An 18,350-nucleotide genomic window follows, 5' to 3' on the forward strand; every position below is an offset into this window, starting at 1 on the left:
ATCTTGGCAAAGATGGACACTGTGCCAGCGACGCGAGTCTTGCCGGCGCTCGCAAGCACCAGCTTGAAAACGAAGAAGCCCGCATCTCTGCGGGCGTTCCAGGGTTTCACCTTTCTGGTTCCGGGCCGTGCCAACCAACCAGATCACTCCCACTCGATCGTCCCAGGCGGCTTGCTCGTCACATCATACACCACGCGGTTCACGCCCTTCACCTCGTTGATGATGCGCGTCGCGGTCTCCCCTAAGAACTTCATGTCGAACTGGTAGAAGTCCGCAGTCATGCCGTCGGTGGAGGTGACGGCGCGCAGGCCGACCACGTAATCGTAAGTGCGGCCGTCGCCCATGACGCCGACGGTCTTTACCGGGAGCAGCACCGCAAAAGCCTGCCAGATCTCGTCGTAGAGGCCGTGCTTCCTGATCTGGTCAATGTAGACGGCATCCGCTTTGCGCAGGATGTCGAGCTTGTCCCGGGTGATGTCGCCGGGGCAGCGGATGGCGAGGCCCGGGCCCGGGAACGGGTGGCGACCGACGAAGATTTCGGGCAGGCCGAGCTCACGGCCGAGCTTGCGCACCTCGTCCTTGAACAGCTCGCGCAGGGGCTCGACGAGCTTCATGTTCATGCGCTCAGGGAGGCCGCCGACATTGTGGTGCGACTTGATGGTGACGGAAGGCCCGCCGGTGAAGGAGACGCTCTCGATCACATCAGGATAGAGCGTGCCTTGCGCCAGGAAATCGGCGCCGCCGATCTTCTTGGCCTCAGCCTCGAACACCTCGATGAAGAGGCGGCCGATGGTCTTGCGCTTGGTTTCGGGGTCGGTGACGCCCTCTAACTCGCCCAGAAACTGCTTCGAGGCATCCACGTGCACGAGCGGGATGTTGTAATGGTGGCGGAACAGGTCGACGACCTGCTCGGCCTCGTTGAGGCGCATCAAGCCGTGATCGACGAACACACATGTCAGCTGGTCGCCGATGGCCTCGTGGATCAGGACGGCCGCAACGGCCGAATCGACGCCGCCGGACAGGCCGCAGATCACCCTGCCCTTGCCGACCTGCGCGCGGATCTTGGCGATCTCCTCCTCGCGGAAGGCGCGCATGGTCCAGTCGCCGGTGAGGCCGGCGATCTTGCGCACGAAGTTGCGGATGAGCTTGGCGCCGTCGGGCGTGTGCACCACTTCGGGGTGGAACATCAGGCCGTAATATTTGCGCTTCTCATCCTGGATGATTGCGAAGGGCGCGTTCGGCGAGGTGCCGGCGACGGAGAAGCCCGGCGGCATCCTGGTGATGCGGTCGCCATGGCTCATCCAGACCTGGTTCTTGCTGCCTGACGACCAGACATCGGCGAACAGCTGGCTCTCGGCCTTAACCTCGACATCGGCGCGGCCGAATTCGCGGTGATGGCCGCCCTCGACCTCGCCCCCGAGCTGGGCCGCCATGGTCATCTGGCCGTAGCAGATGCCCATCACCGGCACGCCGGAATCGAAGATGAGTTGCGGGGCGCGGGGCGAGCCGGCCTCGTGCACCGATTCCGGGCCGCCGGACAGGATCACCGCTTTCGGCTTCATCTCCTCGAAGGCGGCCTCCGCCTTGTTGAACGGGACGATCTCGCAATAGACGCCGTCCTCGCGCACGCGGCGCGCGATCAGCTGCGTCACCTGGCTGCCGAAGTCGACGATGAGAATCTTGTCGTGCGCCGAGGCCACCGAGGGCGTCGACGCGGAGCGGTCGTTCTGTGCTGCTGTCATGGCCAGCCAATACGCTGGCGGCGCGCGGGCCGCAACCGCGGCGGTGGCGCGCCCACATGCTTCTTTGGGCATGGACACGAAGCACTTAGGTAAGTAATATTTACCTAATTTGGTCAACGCAAACGTCGTCGCAACGCTAACGAGCGCTCCAAGAAGAAGCGGCCACATCGGGGCGACGATCAACGCCTCGCGCCCGCAATGACGGAGGCAACAGGGTGCGCTAACAACAGCGGCGCCGGCTCCGAGACAGGATCGCCCCCATGAAACTCCCAACCTCCCCCTTCACCGTCACCGACTGGAGCAAGGTTGAGCCGACCACGCATCCCGGCGAGAGCGGCGAGGCTACATGGCGCACGCTCAACATCGGCGAACTCCGCGTGCGGATGGTGGAGTACTCGCCGGGCTATCTCGCCGATCATTGGTGCGACCGCGGCCACGTGCTCTACGTGCTGAAGGGCGAGCTCGATAGCGAGCTGCGCGACGGGCGCAAATTCAAGCTCACGGCGGGAATGAGCTACCAGGTATCGGACTTCGGCGACGCCGCGCACCGGTCCTCGACGACGACGGGCGCCACGCTCTTTATCGTCGACTGAGGCGCGCCGACGGTTAATTTGCACCGCAAAATAGCAAAGTCGCGCGACGTTTCGGGCCGCGGGTGGTGCCTTGAAGTGGCCCCAAATTCTCGCTATATTGTGATCATCGATACTTGGCCGAACGACTGGGCCGCTTCGCTTCGTTGCTGACGGGCGCGCACGCTTCAGATGAATTCTCCAAACATCGACTCATCAGGGACTATGGGCGCAATGCTGCGTACCGGTCTGCGTGCGTACCTCTCTAACTAAACAAGGAAATTCCCATGGCTATGGGCACCGTGAAGTGGTTCAACACCCAAAAGGGTTATGGTTTCATCCAGCCGGATGACGGCCAGAAGGACGTGTTCGTTCACATCAGCGCCGTCGAGCGCGCTGGCCTCTCCTCCCTCAACGAGGGTCAGAAGGTCTCGTTCGACATCGTCGCCGACCGCCGCAGCGGCAAGTCGTCGGCTGACAATCTCCGCGTCGGCTAACGCCCTCGCACCGTTCTGACCGCGGACGTACCGGCAGAACGTTGGAACTCGAAAGCCCCGCGACCGGGATCGGTCTGCGGGGCTTTTGTTTTTGATGTCATTCCGGGGCGCCCGCAGGGCGAGCCCGGAACCCATGGACCCGCGGAGACCGCCGCACGATGGATTCGGGGCTCGCGCTACGCGCGCCCCGGAATGACAACGTCGATCAGCCCGTCTTTTTCAGCACCGACACGAAAAACCCATCCGTCCCGGTCCGGCGCGGCGTCATCAGCCAGCCCTCGGCTGACTGCAGCGCGGCCTCGCCAAAGGCTTCCGCCTTGTCCCAGAGCACGCTTGCGGTCTGCTCGGGCGGGACGACCGAGAACTCGCCATGTCGGCCGACGAACGCCCTCACCTGCTCGCCGTTCTCCTCCGCCAGCACCGAGCAGGTGATGTAGGCGATGCGGCCGCCCGGCTTGACCAGCGGAACCGCGCGCTCCAGCACCTCGGCCTGGTCGCGCAGGCGGATCTCCAGCGCACCGGGCCGCATGCGCCATTTGGCATCGGGGTTGCGGCGCCAGGTGCCGGTTCCGGTGCAGGGCGCGTCGATCACGACGAGGTCGGCGGTGCTGCGGATGTCAGCAAGCGAATCGGCCTCGCCCTTGGGCGTGCGGATGTCGGCGTTGTGGACGCCGGCGCGCGACAGCCGCTCATGGATCGGCGCGAGCTGGCGCTTGTCGCGGTCGGTCGCGATCAGCCGGCCCTTGCCCTGCATCAGGGCGGCCAGCGCCAGCGTCTTGCCGCCGGCGCCGGCGCAGAGATCGATCACCTGCTCGCCCGGTTTTGCCGCGGTGAACTGGGCCGCAAGCTGCGATCCCTCATCCTGCACTTCAATCGCGCCCTTGATGAAATCCTCCTCCGCCTGGATGCCGGGGTTGCGCGCATCGGCCGAAAGCTCGATGCGCAGGCCGGTTGCGGACCAGGGCGTCGGTTTTGCATGAAGATGAGAAAGCCCCTTCAGCACCTTGTCGCGGTTGGATTTTAGCGTGTTGACGCGCAGGTCAAGCGGCGCCCGGCTCGCCATCGCGGCCGCCTCCGCGACGCGGTCCTCGCCGAACACTTTTGCAAGGTGCGGGTCGAGCCATTCCGGGTAGTCGCCGGCGACGGCGGCAGGTGCGTCCTGGAGGGAGCGCGAGGCGAGCGCAGCCTGCTCGGCCTCGGACAGCGGCGCCGGCGCAAAGCGGCTGCCGTCGAACAAGGCGCCCATGGTCGCCGTGTCCATGTTGCGCTCGAGGCGGAGCATGCCGATTAGCCGGGCCCGCGCGGTATCAGAATCCATCAGCCAGGCGCTCGAGGCGTAGCGGCGCAGCACATCCCAGACGAGGCCGGCGATGGCCGCGCGGTCGCCGGAACCGGCGAAGCGGTGCGCGGTGCCCCACTCCTTCAGCGCCTTCGCCGCGGGCACGCGGTCCCTCTCGATGGTGTCGATCAGTTCGATGGCTGCGGACAGCCGGGCAGCGGGGGTCATTTGGGTTCTTTCAAGTGGTGCGCAGCGCCTAGATCAGCAGCAAAAGCTTCAGCGCGAAGTAAATCCACATCGCGAGCAGCACCAGCACGCCGGCGAGCCAGACCGTGGAGCGGCGGCCGAGATCGTTGGAGGAAACGAACACGCCGGCATGGGCAAAGCGCGTCACCACGAACACCCAGGACATCAGCACGATGAAGAGATCGGCGCGGCGCAAGGGCAATGCCAGCGCAATCAGGACATAGAACAGCACCGGCAGCTCGAACTGGTTGCGGTAGCAATTGGCGATTTGTGTGGCGCCCTTCGGCCAGTTCGGCTCGCCGAGCGCAATGTCACGGATCTTGGTCTCGCCGGAGACCAAGGTCTTGCGGCGCGCCAGGACCATGCCGATCAGCAGCCCGAAGGTGAGAGCGACCTGCACGAAGACCGGCAGCAGGACCATTTGAACGGACATCGGAACTTTCCCGGGAGGCGAAATGCCGCCGACGTCATTAGCCGCGACCTTTGGCGCTGACAATGAACGACTTGAACCGGCGTTCCCGCTCTGGCGACCAACCGCAGATTGTTAAAGCGATTTCGGCCCCTTGGGCCGCGAGGCGAGCCAGCCATGAATTCCTTGTCCAGCTTGTTCAGCGAAGCCGCCGCGGGCCAGCTCGGCCTCCTGATGTCGGCACTGTCGGGGATCGCGACAGCGCTCGCGGTCGCGCTGGCCATGACGGTCTACTTCCGCCTGAGTTACAGGACCTGGCGCGACGTCATCAGGCATGGCCTGTCCGCCTTGGCCGCGCTCGCGCTGTTCGCCTTTGCCGCCTACGACATGCGCCATGCGGCGCTTGCCTATCTCGGCCTCAATCCCTCCAAGCCGGCCGTCGAGTTCGAGATCCGCATGCCCCGGGAGATGCTGACGGCGGTGAGTGACAGCCAGATCGAGCTGCACACCGACCGCAACCAGACATTGGCGCTGGTGGACGGCGTGCGCGACCTCTCGGACGGCAAGGCCGTGCTGCGCGGCGCAGTGGTGCTCAACCACCGCACGGCCGATCGCGTTCTGGTCGTGAACCTGTCAGGCAAGGGGGTCTTCGAGTTCCGCCTCCGCCTGCCGGCCGAGCCGCATCGCTCCGGCCAGTTCGGCCCCTGGCACCTCGCCGACCGCATTGCCGCCCCGCTCGCCGGTGCCGTCGCCCCGCAGGACGGCTACACCATCCGCTACCGCGTGCTTTAAACTTTGTTCGCTGCGATCCATGCCCGCCCCGTCATCGTTCCGACGCGCGGCGACGGGTAGGATGATCGCATGTCCGAATTTCGTCTCACGCAGATTTCCGACACCCATCTCGGCCGGCGCTTTCCCGGCCTGATCGCCAACTTCGCGGCGATCAGCGAGCATATCGACGCCGGTAGGCCTGATCTCGTCGTCAACACCGGCGACGTCTCGTTCGACGGGCCGACCAGCCGCGACGACGTCGAGTTCGCGAAGAGCCTGCACGACGCGCTGCCCGTCACCTGCCGCTATCTCCCCGGCAATCACGATATCGGGGACAATCCGACCGCGACCGGGCCGGCGCCGAAGCCGCCGGTCAGCGAGACGCACCGCCAGCAGTTCTGCGACATCATCGGCGAAGATCATTGGGTGTTTGACGCCGCGGGCTGGCGCTTCATCGGCCTCAATTCGCTGGTGGTGAATTCGGGCCTCGCCTTCGAGGCCGAGCAGCTCGACTGGCTGTCTCAGGAAATCTCGCGCGTGAACGGCAGGCCGGTCGCGCTGTTCCTGCACAAGCCGCTGTTCCTCAACCTGCCCGACGACGCCGAGACGCCGGAGACGTCGATCCGCTACGTGCCGCAGCCGGCGCGGGCGCGGCTGATCGAGATGTTCGGCAAGGTCGACCTGCGTCTCATCGCCAGCGGGCACGTGCACCAGCGCCGCGACTTCACCTTCCGCCACACCCGCCACGTCTGGGCGCCGTCAGCGGGCTTCGTCATCAACGATCAGCGCCAGGACCGGATCGCGATCAAGGAAGTCGGCCTGGTCGAATACCGCTTCCAGCCCGACAGTCTCGAGGTCCGCCACATCAGGGCGGCCGGCCAGGTCGATGTCGATATCGAGGAGCTGCTCATCCAGATGGGCGACAGACACTGATAAGATCGGCTGCGTGCAGTAGGCGCGCTTGATGTCCGCCTGTCACTCAACACCTAGCGCAGAGCCGGACACGCGTGCTCCACATCCCGAACCCGTAAGCGAGGCCTGTCTAGTGGTTCTGGAGCTTCGGCTCGCGACCAACAGGAACATCGCTGGCTCCGCGCGCATTGAAGGACGATCAGACTACGTCGATGGAGGCCCCATGACCAGGACAACGCTGAATGAAGCGAGGCTGACCAATTTGGCCACGGCTTGCGCGGCCTTGGCACTCGTCCTCACGATGGTTCCGGCAACGGCGCAGGAGGCTGGGCGCTCGAGAGTCGGCACACTCACGTGCAACATAGCGCCCGGGGTCGGCATGATTGTTGCGGGACAACGGCAGCTGAGCTGCATCTATGCATCGGCACGAGGCAGGGCGCGCGAGGCTTACGAAGGCACCGTCAGCACGCTTGGTCTCGACATAGGAGCCACGTCCGGCGGTCAGCTCGTTTGGACCGTGTTTGCGCCAACGACAGTTCGCCGGGCAGCCTTGGCCGGAACTTATGCGGGCGCGACCGCCGGCGGCACTGTCGGCGCCGGAGTTGGTGCCAACCTCCTGGTGGGCGGCTCGGATCGTACGATCGCCTTGCAGCCGGTGTCCGTCCAGGCGCAGACAGGTGTGAACGTCGCAGCAGGCATATCAAGAATGGAATTGCGGCCGGTTGCTGCGCCTGCACGCGGCAAGGCCCAGTGACGGCCGTCGCTGCCGATCTCAGGAGTTCGTCATTGAGTTGACGACCTCCACGATGGCGGCGGGGTCTGCGTACGTGACCATATGCCCGGCATTTGGAACAAGGTGAAGATCGGACCGAGGCAGTGCTTGATGTAAATCCTGCGCTTGTCTGAATTCGATCACTTGGTCCTCTGTTCCGTGGAATATCTGCACTCGCTCGCCGATGGCTGGATAATAAGCTTGGAATTGTGTTGCAGTTGGAATGAGGAGTGCACTTTCCTCCGCAGCCGCCCTCAACTGTGTGGGCCTGAGCACCAAAGACGCTGGAAATTCATTCCTGAACGTCTGCGGGACAGAACGGGGCGCAAAGATCTTGCGAAGAGCTCCTGGCAGGACGGCCCACGAAACGATCGGCGCGACAGTGTAACTGACCAGGTCGCCCAGGACCGGTATGGCTGGACCTGACATCAGCCACACGTCCAATCGGCCGGTCGGGAAGTAGTACCCTGACGCAAGCACAAGACCCTGGGTCGGATAATCCTTTCGCACGGCGAGAGCGATAGCGACCAAGGCGCCCCAAGAATGGCCGAGCACAACCGGATTGCGGATTCCAAGTTGATTGAGCGCCTTCGCCAACAGAGCGGCTTGAGCTGCCGCGGTCCATATTCGGAGCCGCGGCCGCTGACTATAGCCAAAGCCTGGGCGATCGAAGCACACCACGCGATTGGTGCGGGCAAGAAGATCGACCAGACCGCTGATCGTGAAGTCCTGGATCATGGATCCGTTGCCATGGAGCAGCACGACGCAAGGAGCGGCCGGATCCCCTCGATCGACATAGTGGAGCACTACGCCGTCGCATTCGAGGAACTTGCCGATTGGTGGATTCCTCCACTCGGCCAGTTTGGAGAAGCCGATGTTACCGACGACGAGAAGCGCCAATAACAAGGCAGCGATGAGCAACACGGTTTCAGCGGTGGTCATTACTGACCCTTGATGATCGAGGGTATGAACATGAGACCCGCGGTGCCAAGCAAGTGAACCAATCCATGGAGTAATTGGAAGTTGAAGCGCTCGTTCCTGCGCGCGATCGCGGAGGATTGATTAAAAATGACGTGCCCCGGAACGGTCGAGAAATGCCCACGTTGGCCGCTAAGGATCGCACCTGTGACGGAGAGGATCCGACGTCACCAACAATAACCAAGGAGCAACAGATGGCTAATCCACGCCAGGAGGAAAAGTCTACGCAAAGCCCTGAGGACACAATGCGCCGCGCCGCCGAAAGGACCGCTGAGCAAACCAGACGGATCGGCTTAGCTACCGCTGAGGCCAGCGAGGAGGTAGCCCAAGCCAGCAGTCACCTGCTGCAACAGAATGCCGAGATGTTGCAAAACAGCTGGCGCTTCGGCGTCGACATGGCCACTGTGATGTTGGGCCGGTCTGCTGATCAGCTTGGTCGCACGTTCGGTGTGACGGGCAATGAAACGGAGCAGGCAACAGAACGATCCGTCCGCAACGCTGAAGCAATCATGTACTCTACAACCGCGGTCGTCAAAGGAATGAACGGCGTCTCACGCGAGTACTTCGATTTCGTTCGACAGCAGATCGAGAGGACCATGGACCGTATGAATGAACTCTGGCGCTGCCGAACTCCGCAGGATTTGGCGGCTGTGCAGACCGATCTGATGCGCGATTCGATCAGAAGCGCCCTCGATACCAGCCGCCGGATGGCGGACATGTCTTTGAAGGTGGCTGACGACGCAGGAAACCATATTACTCAGAGTATCGAACGCATGCGGCACGCCGCCTAAAGCGCGATGCGATTAAGATGAATCGTCATCGCGCTTTAGGTTACTGTTTGAGCATGAGCTTTTCGGAAAACCGCTACCCACTTTTCCGAATCATGCTGTAGCGCGCTGTCACAGCCATGGCGCACATGTGCTGTACCTCAGCCGCTCGTGTGTTGCGGCCTCGCGGAAGACTCAAGCCACGCTTTTGAGATCCTGCTGGATCGCGGCGAGCAGCGATTGCAGCGCAGCGCTGTTCACCGGCTTCGCCTCGGTGCCGGCTGGCTGAGCAGCGGGGCGCTGCGCAGCTTTCACGGGACGCTTCGGGAATGGCGGTGGCGCGGGCATCGCGGCCGGGGCGAATTCGCCCTCGTCCTCGGCGTGAACGAACTTGCCATGGATGACGTCGTCGCGACGGCCCATGATGAACATGGTCGCCCAATAGCCGACGGCCAGGAGGATGACGCAGAAAATACCAATCTCTAACATCGCAGCACCTAAAATATCCGCGATGATTCAATGCCTTCGTCCGGCCGTCAATGAACAGGCGGTCACACCCGCGGCTTTTGCGGGCAGGTGTGACCATTTGGTGACTCTTTCTTAACTATCCCCACGCGGCGTGTCCCCGCGGCGCCACATGAGTCTCATTCCCTGTCGCCTAAAGCGCGATGAATGCGCCTCGCGCATTAGGTTGTTGTTTGGGCGTGATCTTTCCGGAAAACCGCTTCGCACTTTTCCGGATCATGCCTAGGCCTTGTCCGGCCCGACCCGGACCAACTGCTTGCCGAAATTGGCCCCCTTCAGCAGGCCTATGAAGGCCCCGGGGGCGCTTTCCAGGCCCTCGGTGACGAACTCCTTGTACTTGACCTTGCCGTCGCGAACCCAGCCGGACATGTCGCGCAGGAAGTCGCCATGACGGGCGGCGAAGTCGGAGACGATGAAGCCGCGGAAGGTCAGCCGCTTGGTCAGCGTGGCGCGCATCAGGCTGGCGGCCCATTTCGGCGGCTTGGCCTCGGTGTCGTTGTAATGGGCGATCAGGCCGCACACCGGCACGCGCGCAAACGGGTTGAGCAGCGGGAACACCGCCTCGAACACCGCGCCGCCGACATTCTCGAAATAGACGTCGATGCCATCTGGGCAGGCGTCCTTCAGCTTGGCGGCGAGATCGGGATCGCGGTGATCGATGCAGGCATCGAAGCCGAGCTCCTTCACCACGTAGTCGCACTTGTCCTTGCCGCCGGCGATGCCGACCGCACGGGCGCCCTTGATCTTGGCGATCTGCCCCACCGCCGAGCCGACCGCGCCTGACGCACCGGCAACGACGACGGTCTCGCCCTGTTGCGGCTTGCCGATGTCGAGCAGGCCCGTATAGGCGGTCATGCCGGGCATGCCGAGCACGCCGATCGAGGTCGAGATCGGCCCGAGCTTGGGGTCCACCTTGATCAGGCCCTTGCCATTCGAGATCGCATGAGTCTGCCAGCCCGAGCGGATGCGCACGATGTCGCCGACCGCGAAATCAGGATTGTTTGAGGCCGCGACCTCGCTGACCGCCTCGCCTTCCATCACGCCGCCGACCGGCACCGGAGCTGCGTAGGACGGCCCTTCGCTCATGCGCCCGCGCATATAGGGATCGAGCGACAGCCAGATCGTGCGCAGCAGGACTTCGCCCTGCCCTGGCGTCGGAACGGCGAATTCCTCCAGGCGAAAATCAGACGGCTTGGGTTCGCCGACGGGACGCGCGGCGAGAACGATGCGTTTGGCTTGGGCCATGGCTTCCTCCACTTTTCTGTCATTGCGAGCGAAGCGAAGCAATCCAGCCGCGTCAACACAAAAGGACTGAATTGCTCCGCGGAGCAAGACCGAAGACGTGGATGGCCGGGTCAGCCCGGCCATGACGATGGAGAGAGCGAAGCGCCTAACCCCCGCCCGGATAATTCGGGCTCTCGCGCGTGATCGTCACGTCGTGGACATGGCTTTCGCGCAGGCCCGCGCCGGTGATGCGGACGAACTGGGCCTTGTCGTGCAGCTCCTTCATGTCGCGCGCACCGACGTAACCCATCGCGGCGCGGAGGCCGCCGGCGAGCTGGTGCATGACGTTGCCGACCGGGCCCTTGTAAGGCACCTGGCCCTCGATGCCCTCAGGCACCAGCTTGAGCGTGTCCTTGATGTCCTGCTGGAAGTAGCGATCAGCCGAGCCGCGCGCCATCGCGCCGACCGAACCCATGCCGCGATAGGCCTTGTAGGAACGGCCCTGCCACAGAAAAACTTCGCCCGGCGTCTCGTCGGTGCCGGCGAGCAGCGAGCCGACCATGGCGATGTCGGCGCCGGCGGCGAGCGCTTTCGCAAGGTCGCCGGAGAACTTGATGCCACCGTCGGCGATAACGGGGATGTCGGCCTTCTTCGCCGCTTCGACCGCATCCATGATCGCGGTGAGCTGGGGCACGCCGACGCCGGCGACGATGCGCGTGGTGCAGATCGAGCCCGGGCCGATGCCGACCTTGATGCAATCCGCGCCCGCATCGATCAGCGCCTGCGCGCCCTCCGTGGTGGCGACGTTGCCGGCGACGACCTGCACCGAGTTCGACAGGCGCTTGATGCGGTTCACCGCCTGCAGCACGTGACGGGAATGGCCGTGCGCGGTATCGACGACGACGAGGTCGACGCCGGCATCGATCAGCCGCTCGGTGCGCTCGAAGCCGGTATCGCCGACCGTGGTGGCGGCAGCGACGCGAAGACGCCCCTGCCCGTCCTTACAGGCGAGCGGATGGGCGACCGCCTTCTCCATGTCCTTCACGGTGATGAGCCCGACGCAGCGATATTGATCGTCGACGACCAGCAGCTTCTCGATGCGGTGCTGGTGCAGCATCCGCCGCGCCTCGTCCTGGTTGACATTCTCACGGACCGTGACGAGCCCTTCACGGGTCATCAGCTCCGAGACTTTTTGCCGGCGGTCGGTGGCAAAGCGCACGTCGCGGTTGGTGAGGATGCCGACCAGCTTGCCGGGCGTGTTCTTGCCGGCGCCGGTGACGACGGGAATGCCGGAGATGCCGTGGTCGCTCATCAGCTTCAGCGCGTCGTCGAGCGTGGCATCGGGGCTGATGGTGAGCGGGTTCACCACCATGCCGGACTCGTAGCGCTTGACCTGCCGCACCTGGGCGGCCTGCCCTTCGGGATCGAAATTGCGGTGGATGACGCCGAGGCCGCCGGCCTGCGCCATGGCGATCGCCATGCGGGCCTCGGTGACGGTGTCCATGGCCGAGGCCATGATCGGGATGTTGAGCGGGATGGCACGGGTGACGCGGGAGCGAATGTCGACCTCGCCCGGCATGACGTCGGACAGGCCAGGCTTCAACAGCACGTCGTCGAACGTAAAAGCTTCGCGGATGCCCTGAAGTTGCACCGTGGCCATCTGCCAACTCCTTCCTGCGGCCATTGCCGCAAAATGGTAATGGATGAGCGCCGCCCTCGGCGTCCCTTGCGGCAACGCCTTGAGAATCGGAGCCCATCGGTGGGGTTGACGCGGGTCGATAGCACGGCCGCGTGACGAATCAAAGCAATTCGGGCCGCTGGCCAGCCATGCACAGGGGTTTTTGGGCCGATTCAGCGGGGTTGGGCTCGGTACGCCGTCCCCTCCGCCGTCATCCCGGGGCGCGACGAAGTCGCGAACCCGGAATCCATCTGGCAGCAACGCTGCGGCCCAATAGATTCCGGGCTCGCGCCAAGGGGCGCGCCCCGGAATGACGGCGGAGCGAGAAGCGGCGCCCCGGCAGGACGGAGGCTGCGGGTCACACCGTTGTTACGCGGGATTTAGGTGCCATGCGTCGATCCGCAATGGCCGGCGGCGGACGCTGGTGATAAGCCGCAACTCCACCCCTCCTTCCGATTTCATACCCTCATGGTCGACAAGCAACGCGTCATTCCGCTGATCGTGGCCACGGCTCTCTTCATGGAGAACATGGATTCGACCGTGATCGCCACCTCGCTGCCGGCGATCGCGGCCGACATCGGCACCAGCCCGCTGACGCTGAAGCTCGCGATCACCTCCTATCTGCTGTCGCTCGCGGTGTTCATTCCGGCGAGCGGCTGGACCGCCGACCGGTTTGGCGCGCGGTTGGTGTTCGCGATCGCCGTCGGCGTGTTCATGGTCGGCTCGGTCGGCTGCGCGCTCTCGACCTCGGTCACCGATTTCGTGTTCGCGCGCATCCTGCAAGGCATGGGCGGCGCGATGATGACGCCGGTCGGACGCCTCGTGCTGCTGCGCTCGGTCGACAAGAGCGCGCTGGTCAACGCCATGGCCTGGGTGACGGTCCCGGCCCTGATCGGTCCCGTGATCGGCCCGCCGCTCGGCGGGTTCATCACGACGTATGCGTCCTGGCACTGGATCTTCCTGATCAACATTCCGATCGGGCTGCTCGGCATCTTCATGGCGCTGCGCTTCATCGATCCCATCAAGAGCGAGACGCAGGAGCCGTTCGATCTCTACGGCATGGTGCTCTCTGGGCTGGGGCTCGCGGGCATTGCCTTTGGCCTCTCCGTCGCTGGCCTCAATTTGCTGCCGTGGAGCACCGTTGCCGCGTTGATCGCGGGCGGAGCGATCTCGATGACGCTCTACGTCATCCACGCGCGGCGGACCGGATCGCCGGTCCTGGACTTCTCGCTCCTGAAGCTGCCGACGCTGCGCGCGGCCGTGCTCGGCGGCTTCCTGTTCCGGCTTGGCATCGGCGCGCTGCCGTTCCTGCTGCCGCTGCTGATGCAGATCGGCTTCGGCCTGTCGCCGTTCCACTCCGGCCTCGTCACCTTTGCCTCCTCGCTCGGGGCGATGGGCATGAAGACGCTGGCGGCGCGGATCATCCGCACGTTCGGCTTCCGCAATTTGATGACGGTGAACGCGATCATCAGCGCGTTCTTCCTCGGCGTCTGCGCGCTGTTCACGGTGACGACGCCGCTGCTCATCATCATGGTCATCCTGGTGGTCGGCGGCTTCTTCCGCTCGCTGCAGTTCACCGCGATCAACACGGTCGCCTATGCCGACGTCGAGACCCCGCAAATGAGCCGCGCCACCACCCTCGTCAGCGTCAACCAGCAGCTCGCGATCTCGGCCGGCGTCGCCGTCGGCGCGGCCTGTGTCGAGACCACGATGTGGTTCAGCCATGTCAGCGAGCTCAACGCCACGGTGTTCGCGCCGGCCTTCGTCGTGGTCGCGCTAACCTCGGCGGCCTCGAGCTGGTTCTTCTGGCAGATGCCCGCGGACGCCGGCCACGAGATTTCGGGACGCAAGGCGGTGGAGATCGCGAGCCGCAAGGGTGCCGGCAAGGGCGCAGAGAAGGCCGCGGTCAAGGCAGCGAGCGAGGATACGCAGGACGTGCGGGATCAGCGGCTGGGATAAGGCGTTGCTTGCATCTGCAGACGGGCCAAAGCACAGGTTCCCTGCCGTCCGCGGCCTACCTGGAGCCCCACATTGAACGCTCCCATTAAATCTCGCAGATAAATCAGTCTCGATTAAATTTGATTAGACATTAATGCAACTTGTAATTTAATACCGCCCGCCTGCAGAGAGCAGTGCTGCGGCAAAGGAAGCCTACGAAAGAATGATGCAGACCCGAGCCGATGAGGCCCGGCGGAGCGCCGACACGCGAATGCGTGAAGCGGCAGCGCGAAGCGATATTCATTTTTGCCGCGCTTCGCGAAATTCAATCCATGCGCCGAATTCCATTGACTTTGAAATTTCATATCCAAGGAGGAAAACATGGCGAATACCATACAAACAAAAAGCCAGGTCGCTCACCGATTGCTTCGAACCGACGGAACTCTCGCCGCAGATTCTCATCTATTCGACTGGATCTCCCTCCTGGACCCCATCAACAGTTTGATCATCGGCAGCAGGCACGACGATGTCCTGAGCGCGCACGCCGAGGGCGACATTGTCTTGGGACTTGCCGGCAATGATCATCTGGATAGCGCATGGAACCGGACAGCATTGATCGGCGGCAGCGGCAACGACAATCTGACGACCAATGTCGTCGTCCCGCTGCAGGGTGATACGTCCCTGCATGGACTCGCCATTCAGTTCGGGGGGACAGGCAACGACGCCCTCCATGCGACCGTAACTCTGCAAGGTGGGAACGCGCCTCAGGGCCCGGAGCAGGTCGCCGATGTGCGGCTCGATGGTGGCAGCGGACACGACACCATCAGCGCCACCGCGAATGTGGCGCTTCCTGTAGTCGCAGATGTGACGGTGAGGACCGATCTGATCGGCGGAAGCGGCAACGATACCATTCACGCCGTTGCCGATGGTCGAAATACCCTTGGCAATAGCATCGCCCTGAACACCATTGACGGCGGCTCGGGCGATGACCGGATCACCGCTCATGCCGAAACTGCATTCTTCGCCCTCCACGGCACAGCCTGCAACGTACTCTTCGGCGGCGCCGGCAACGACGAGTTGAATGCAAGCGCCCATGGCGTATCCAATCAGACCGATCTGGTCACGAATGAGCTGCACGGGGGCCACGGCGACGACGTCCTGCACGCCTTCAACCTGACCGATTCCAATACCAGGGCTCCGGTGGGCATCAACCAGCTCTGGGGCGATGACGGCAACGACACCCTCGAGGCGATCCACTCCACCGATGGGGAGAACGCCGTCACGGATGTCACGAATTACCTGGATGGCGGGGCAGGCAATGACAATCTGGTCGCAGACTCCACCGCGCTCGGCGGGTTTGTCCACGCACTGAATCAACTTGAGGGAGGCAGCGGACGAGACAATCTCACGGCGCACCTCCACGCCGTCGCTCACGGTGGGTTCGGTCCGGCGCAGGCTCTATACGATGTCGCGAACGTCCTGAATGGTGGTGCCGGAGATGACCAACTCACCGCGTTTCTTTCGGCAACTCCTGATCCTACGGTTACAGACGATTCGACTGCCGAGAACCGTCTGAATGGCGGCGCTGGAAACGATGTTCTGACCGCAACTGTTGCGCCAGGTTCGCTCGGATCGAGCGTCCTTGCTGGCGGGGCAGGCAATGATCAACTCACAGTGTTTGGTGGGTCGGGAAATGTCCTCAATGGAGGCGATGGCAAAGATACGCTCGTGAGCGGCATCGGGAACGATAGCATGTTTGGCGAATCCGGCGCGGATACGTTCGTCTTTGCCGCCCAGAACGGGCATGACATGGCCATTTTCGAACAGGGCCAAGATAAAATCGATCTCAAGGGCCTGGCCGCGAACGACATCCACGGTTTTGAGGACTTGAATATCGAGGTCACCGGGGCAGAGACCATCATTCACTTCGATGCAAATAACGACCTCACGATCGTGGGCGTTGTGAATCTCAACGCAAATGATTTTCTGTTCGCCTAGTCGGAGGCCAAAAAACTCCGACCGACAAGACTCTTGTAAAGAATGACCTACAGACCGAAGCCGCGTTGCATGGTGAGAGCGGCCGATTGATCGCTCTACCCTGATCGAGAGGGTATATCAGACTCGCTCCTCGTACCGCCCCGAAATCCCGTCGCCAGCACGTAGCGCTCCGAGGAGTCCTGCCGGCTCGCGGCCGGCTTGACGTGACGCACGGTGGCGAAGTCGCGCTTGAGCTGGGCGAGCAGCTCGGCATCGGCGCCGCTCTGGAAGGTCTTGGCCAGGAACGCGCCGCCGGGCTTGAGCACATCGCAGGCAAAGGCCGCCGCCGTCTCGACCAGGCCGACGATGCGGAGCTGGTCGGTCTTGCGATGGCCGGTGGTGTTGGCGGCCATGTCGGACATCACGACGTCGGCCTTGCCGCCCAGCATCGCGGTGAGCTTCTCAGGCGCGTCGTTGTCCATGAAGTCGAGCTGCGCGAAATCGACGCCCGGAATCTCGGGCATCTCCAACAGATCGATGGCGACGACCTTGCCCTTGCCTTCCAATGAGCCGACGCGCTTGGCGGCGATCTGGCTCCAGCCGCCGGGTGCTGCGCCGAGATCGACCACGGCCATGCCGGGCTTTAGAAGCCGGAACTTGTCGTCCATCTCCAAGAGCTTGAACGCGGCGCGCGAGCGATAGCCCGCCGCCTTGGCCTTGGCGACATAGGGATCGTTGAGTTGCCGCTCCAGCCACAGCTTCGACGACAATTTGCGCTTGCCGCCGGTCTTGACCTGAACGTGCAAGCGGCCGGTGGTGTCCTTGGCCATACTCACCAGCTCCTGAGCGCGCCGTCCTCGCGCATCATCTCGACCAGCATGCCCTCGCGCAAGCCACGGTCGGCGACGCGCAGGCGCGGCAGCGGAAAGGCGCGGCGGATCGCGTCGAGGATGGCGCAGCCCGCCAGCACGAGATCGGCACGCTCGACGCTGATGCAGCTGTTGGCGGCACGCTCCTCGTAGCTCATGCCGAGCAGCTTGTTGATGGTCGCGGTGATGTCGGCATCGTTCATCCAGATGCTGTCGATGCGGCGGCGGTCATAGCGCGCGAGGTTGAGATGGATGCCGGCCAGCGTCGTCACCGTGCCCGACGTGCCGAGCAGGTGCATGTCGGCGAGATCGCGGCCGTGCTCCTCGGCGAACGGCGCGACGTGGCTTGCGACCTCCTGCTCCATGGCGGCATAGATCTCCGGCGTGACGTCACGCCCGCCGAACTGCTCCGCGAGCGTGACCACACCGTACGGGATCGACATCCAGGCCTTGATGCGCGGCTCCGGGTTTTCCGGGTCGCGCTCGATCCGCACCAGTTCCGTCGAGCCGCCGCCGATGTCGAACAGGATCGCGCCCCGCCCCCTGGGGTCGACCAGCGGCGAGCAGCCCAGCACGGCGAGCGCGGCCTCGGTCTCGCGGTCGATCACCTCGAGCTCGATGCCGGTCTCGGCCGCGACACGGCTGCGGAAGCCTTCCGCGTTCGAGGCGGCGCGGCAGGCTTCGGTCGCGATCAGCCGCAGCCGACGCGCCTTCCGCAAATTGATCTTGTCGCGGCAGATGCTGAGCGCGGCGATGGCGCGCTCGATCGCGGCGTCGCTGATGCACCCCGTCGCCGAGACGCCCTCCCCGAGCCGGATGATGCGGGAGAAGGAATCGACCACGCGAAAGCCGTCCTGGGTCGGACAGGCGATCAGCAGCCTGCAATTGTTGGTGCCGAGGTCCAGCGCCGCATAGACGCCGGTTCCCGGCGCCTGCGCGCCGACGGCCGGATTGGTGGCCAACGCCACCGCCGCCATCGACCCCTCCAGCTCGCTATGCGGCGCATGGCCGTCGCGGAGCCGCGTGTGGTCATTCATACAAACTGTCTTTCCGCGGCCGGTCGGGCCGGTCTGGAATTGATTATTCGCCTGAAACATTAGCAGCGCGGCAGGCCTGCGCAACAACGCATCACATGGGACCATGTCCAATCGTGCGTTGTCGTGAACGGGGGTGGTGGGTTATTTGAGGGAGTCCGGT

17 protein-coding genes are annotated in these 18,350 nt (G+C 63.9%); 8 read left to right on the plus strand and 9 right to left on the minus strand.

Annotated elements, in window-relative coordinates; translation table 11 throughout:
- Positions 1 to 143: 143 nt before the first annotated feature.
- Positions 144 to 1,742: a glutamine-hydrolyzing GMP synthase gene (gene guaA / locus I6F17_RS05875; protein WP_225124227.1), complete on the minus strand. Its 1,599-nt coding sequence runs from the start codon at positions 1,740 to 1,742 to the stop codon at positions 144 to 146.
- Between the two features lie 260 nt (positions 1,743 to 2,002).
- On the opposite strand from guaA, the gene I6F17_RS05880 reads away from it, so the two are divergent.
- Both I6F17_RS05880 and I6F17_RS05885 read left to right on the plus strand, forming a co-directional pair.
- Positions 2,003 to 2,335 carry a DHCW motif cupin fold protein gene (locus tag I6F17_RS05880; protein ID WP_036000985.1) on the plus strand — a complete coding sequence of 111 codons (333 nt, stop codon included), beginning with the start codon at positions 2,003 to 2,005 and terminating at the stop codon, positions 2,333 to 2,335.
- Between the two features lie 263 nt (positions 2,336 to 2,598).
- Positions 2,599 to 2,808 (plus strand): cold-shock protein, encoded by a 210-nt coding sequence (locus I6F17_RS05885; protein ID WP_008141931.1) that lies wholly within the window; start codon positions 2,599 to 2,601, stop codon positions 2,806 to 2,808.
- 205 nt (positions 2,809 to 3,013) lie between these two features.
- Here the strand turns inward: I6F17_RS05885 and I6F17_RS05890 are convergent, their stop codons facing one another.
- Together I6F17_RS05890 and I6F17_RS05895 are read right to left on the minus strand one after the other, a co-directional pair.
- Positions 3,014 to 4,315, minus strand: a complete 1,302-nt coding sequence (locus tag I6F17_RS05890; RefSeq protein WP_225124228.1) for an RsmB/NOP family class I SAM-dependent RNA methyltransferase — start codon at positions 4,313 to 4,315, stop codon at positions 3,014 to 3,016.
- Between the two features lie 28 nt (positions 4,316 to 4,343).
- Positions 4,344 to 4,766: an MAPEG family protein gene (locus tag I6F17_RS05895; protein WP_036034212.1), complete on the minus strand. Its 423-nt coding sequence runs from the start codon at positions 4,764 to 4,766 to the stop codon at positions 4,344 to 4,346.
- Positions 4,767 to 4,919: 153 nt separating this feature from the next.
- Here I6F17_RS05895 and I6F17_RS05900 point away from each other — a divergent pair, with 153 nt between their 5' ends.
- The 3 genes from I6F17_RS05900 to I6F17_RS05910 all read left to right on the plus strand — a co-directional run bounded on the left by I6F17_RS05900 (position 4,920) and on the right by I6F17_RS05910 (position 7,179).
- Positions 4,920 to 5,534, plus strand: a complete 615-nt coding sequence (locus tag I6F17_RS05900; RefSeq protein ID WP_036034214.1) for a hypothetical protein — start codon at positions 4,920 to 4,922, stop codon at positions 5,532 to 5,534.
- 69 nt (positions 5,535 to 5,603) lie between these two features.
- Complete coding sequence (locus I6F17_RS05905; protein ID WP_225124229.1) at positions 5,604 to 6,446, plus strand: metallophosphoesterase; 843 nt, start codon at positions 5,604 to 5,606, stop codon at positions 6,444 to 6,446.
- Between the two features lie 202 nt (positions 6,447 to 6,648).
- Positions 6,649 to 7,179, plus strand: coding sequence for a DUF992 domain-containing protein (locus I6F17_RS05910; RefSeq protein WP_050991668.1), 531 nt, complete (start codon positions 6,649 to 6,651; stop codon positions 7,177 to 7,179).
- 18 nt (positions 7,180 to 7,197) lie between these two features.
- Here I6F17_RS05910 and I6F17_RS05915 read toward each other — a convergent pair whose 3' ends face one another.
- Complete coding sequence (locus I6F17_RS05915; protein WP_036022562.1) at positions 7,198 to 8,139, minus strand: alpha/beta hydrolase; 942 nt, start codon at positions 8,137 to 8,139, stop codon at positions 7,198 to 7,200.
- A gap of 230 nt (positions 8,140 to 8,369) precedes the next feature.
- On the opposite strand from I6F17_RS05915, the gene I6F17_RS05920 reads away from it, so the two are divergent.
- Positions 8,370 to 8,966, plus strand: a complete 597-nt coding sequence (locus I6F17_RS05920) for a phasin family protein (RefSeq protein ID WP_036001015.1) — start codon at positions 8,370 to 8,372, stop codon at positions 8,964 to 8,966.
- A gap of 171 nt (positions 8,967 to 9,137) precedes the next feature.
- On the opposite strand, the gene I6F17_RS05925 is transcribed toward I6F17_RS05920, so the two are convergent.
- The 3 genes from I6F17_RS05925 to guaB all read right to left on the minus strand — a co-directional run bounded on the left by I6F17_RS05925 (position 9,138) and on the right by guaB (position 12,351).
- Complete coding sequence (locus I6F17_RS05925; protein WP_057028917.1) at positions 9,138 to 9,431, minus strand: hypothetical protein; 294 nt, start codon at positions 9,429 to 9,431, stop codon at positions 9,138 to 9,140.
- Between the two features lie 258 nt (positions 9,432 to 9,689).
- Entirely contained in the window at positions 9,690 to 10,712 is a 1,023-nt protein-coding gene (locus I6F17_RS05930) for an NADP-dependent oxidoreductase (protein WP_225124230.1), read from the minus strand.
- A 145-nt stretch (positions 10,713 to 10,857) separates the two neighbouring features.
- Positions 10,858 to 12,351, minus strand: a complete 1,494-nt coding sequence (gene guaB, locus I6F17_RS05935) for an IMP dehydrogenase (protein WP_109144053.1) — start codon at positions 12,349 to 12,351, stop codon at positions 10,858 to 10,860.
- A gap of 486 nt (positions 12,352 to 12,837) precedes the next feature.
- Here guaB and I6F17_RS05940 point away from each other — a divergent pair, with 486 nt between their 5' ends.
- Complete coding sequence (locus I6F17_RS05940; RefSeq protein ID WP_225124231.1) at positions 12,838 to 14,328, plus strand: MFS transporter; 1,491 nt, start codon at positions 12,838 to 12,840, stop codon at positions 14,326 to 14,328.
- Positions 14,329 to 14,688: 360 nt separating this feature from the next.
- Positions 14,689 to 16,305 carry a hypothetical protein gene (locus I6F17_RS05945; RefSeq protein WP_225124232.1) on the plus strand — a complete coding sequence of 539 codons (1,617 nt, stop codon included), beginning with the start codon at positions 14,689 to 14,691 and terminating at the stop codon, positions 16,303 to 16,305.
- 95 nt (positions 16,306 to 16,400) lie between these two features.
- Here the strand turns inward: I6F17_RS05945 and I6F17_RS05950 are convergent, their stop codons facing one another.
- Positions 16,401 to 17,114, minus strand: a complete 714-nt coding sequence (locus I6F17_RS05950) for an RlmE family RNA methyltransferase (RefSeq protein ID WP_225124233.1) — start codon at positions 17,112 to 17,114, stop codon at positions 16,401 to 16,403.
- Positions 17,115 to 17,116: 2 nt separating this feature from the next.
- A complete protein-coding gene (locus I6F17_RS05955) occupies positions 17,117 to 18,190 on the minus strand; it encodes a Ppx/GppA phosphatase family protein (protein ID WP_128262074.1) in 1,074 nt (357 codons plus the stop codon).
- Positions 18,191 to 18,350: the final 160 nt, after the last annotated feature.

Source organism: Bradyrhizobium sp. NBAIM18 (genome assembly GCF_020193825.1).
Classification (GTDB): domain Bacteria; phylum Pseudomonadota; class Alphaproteobacteria; order Rhizobiales; family Xanthobacteraceae; genus Bradyrhizobium; species Bradyrhizobium yuanmingense.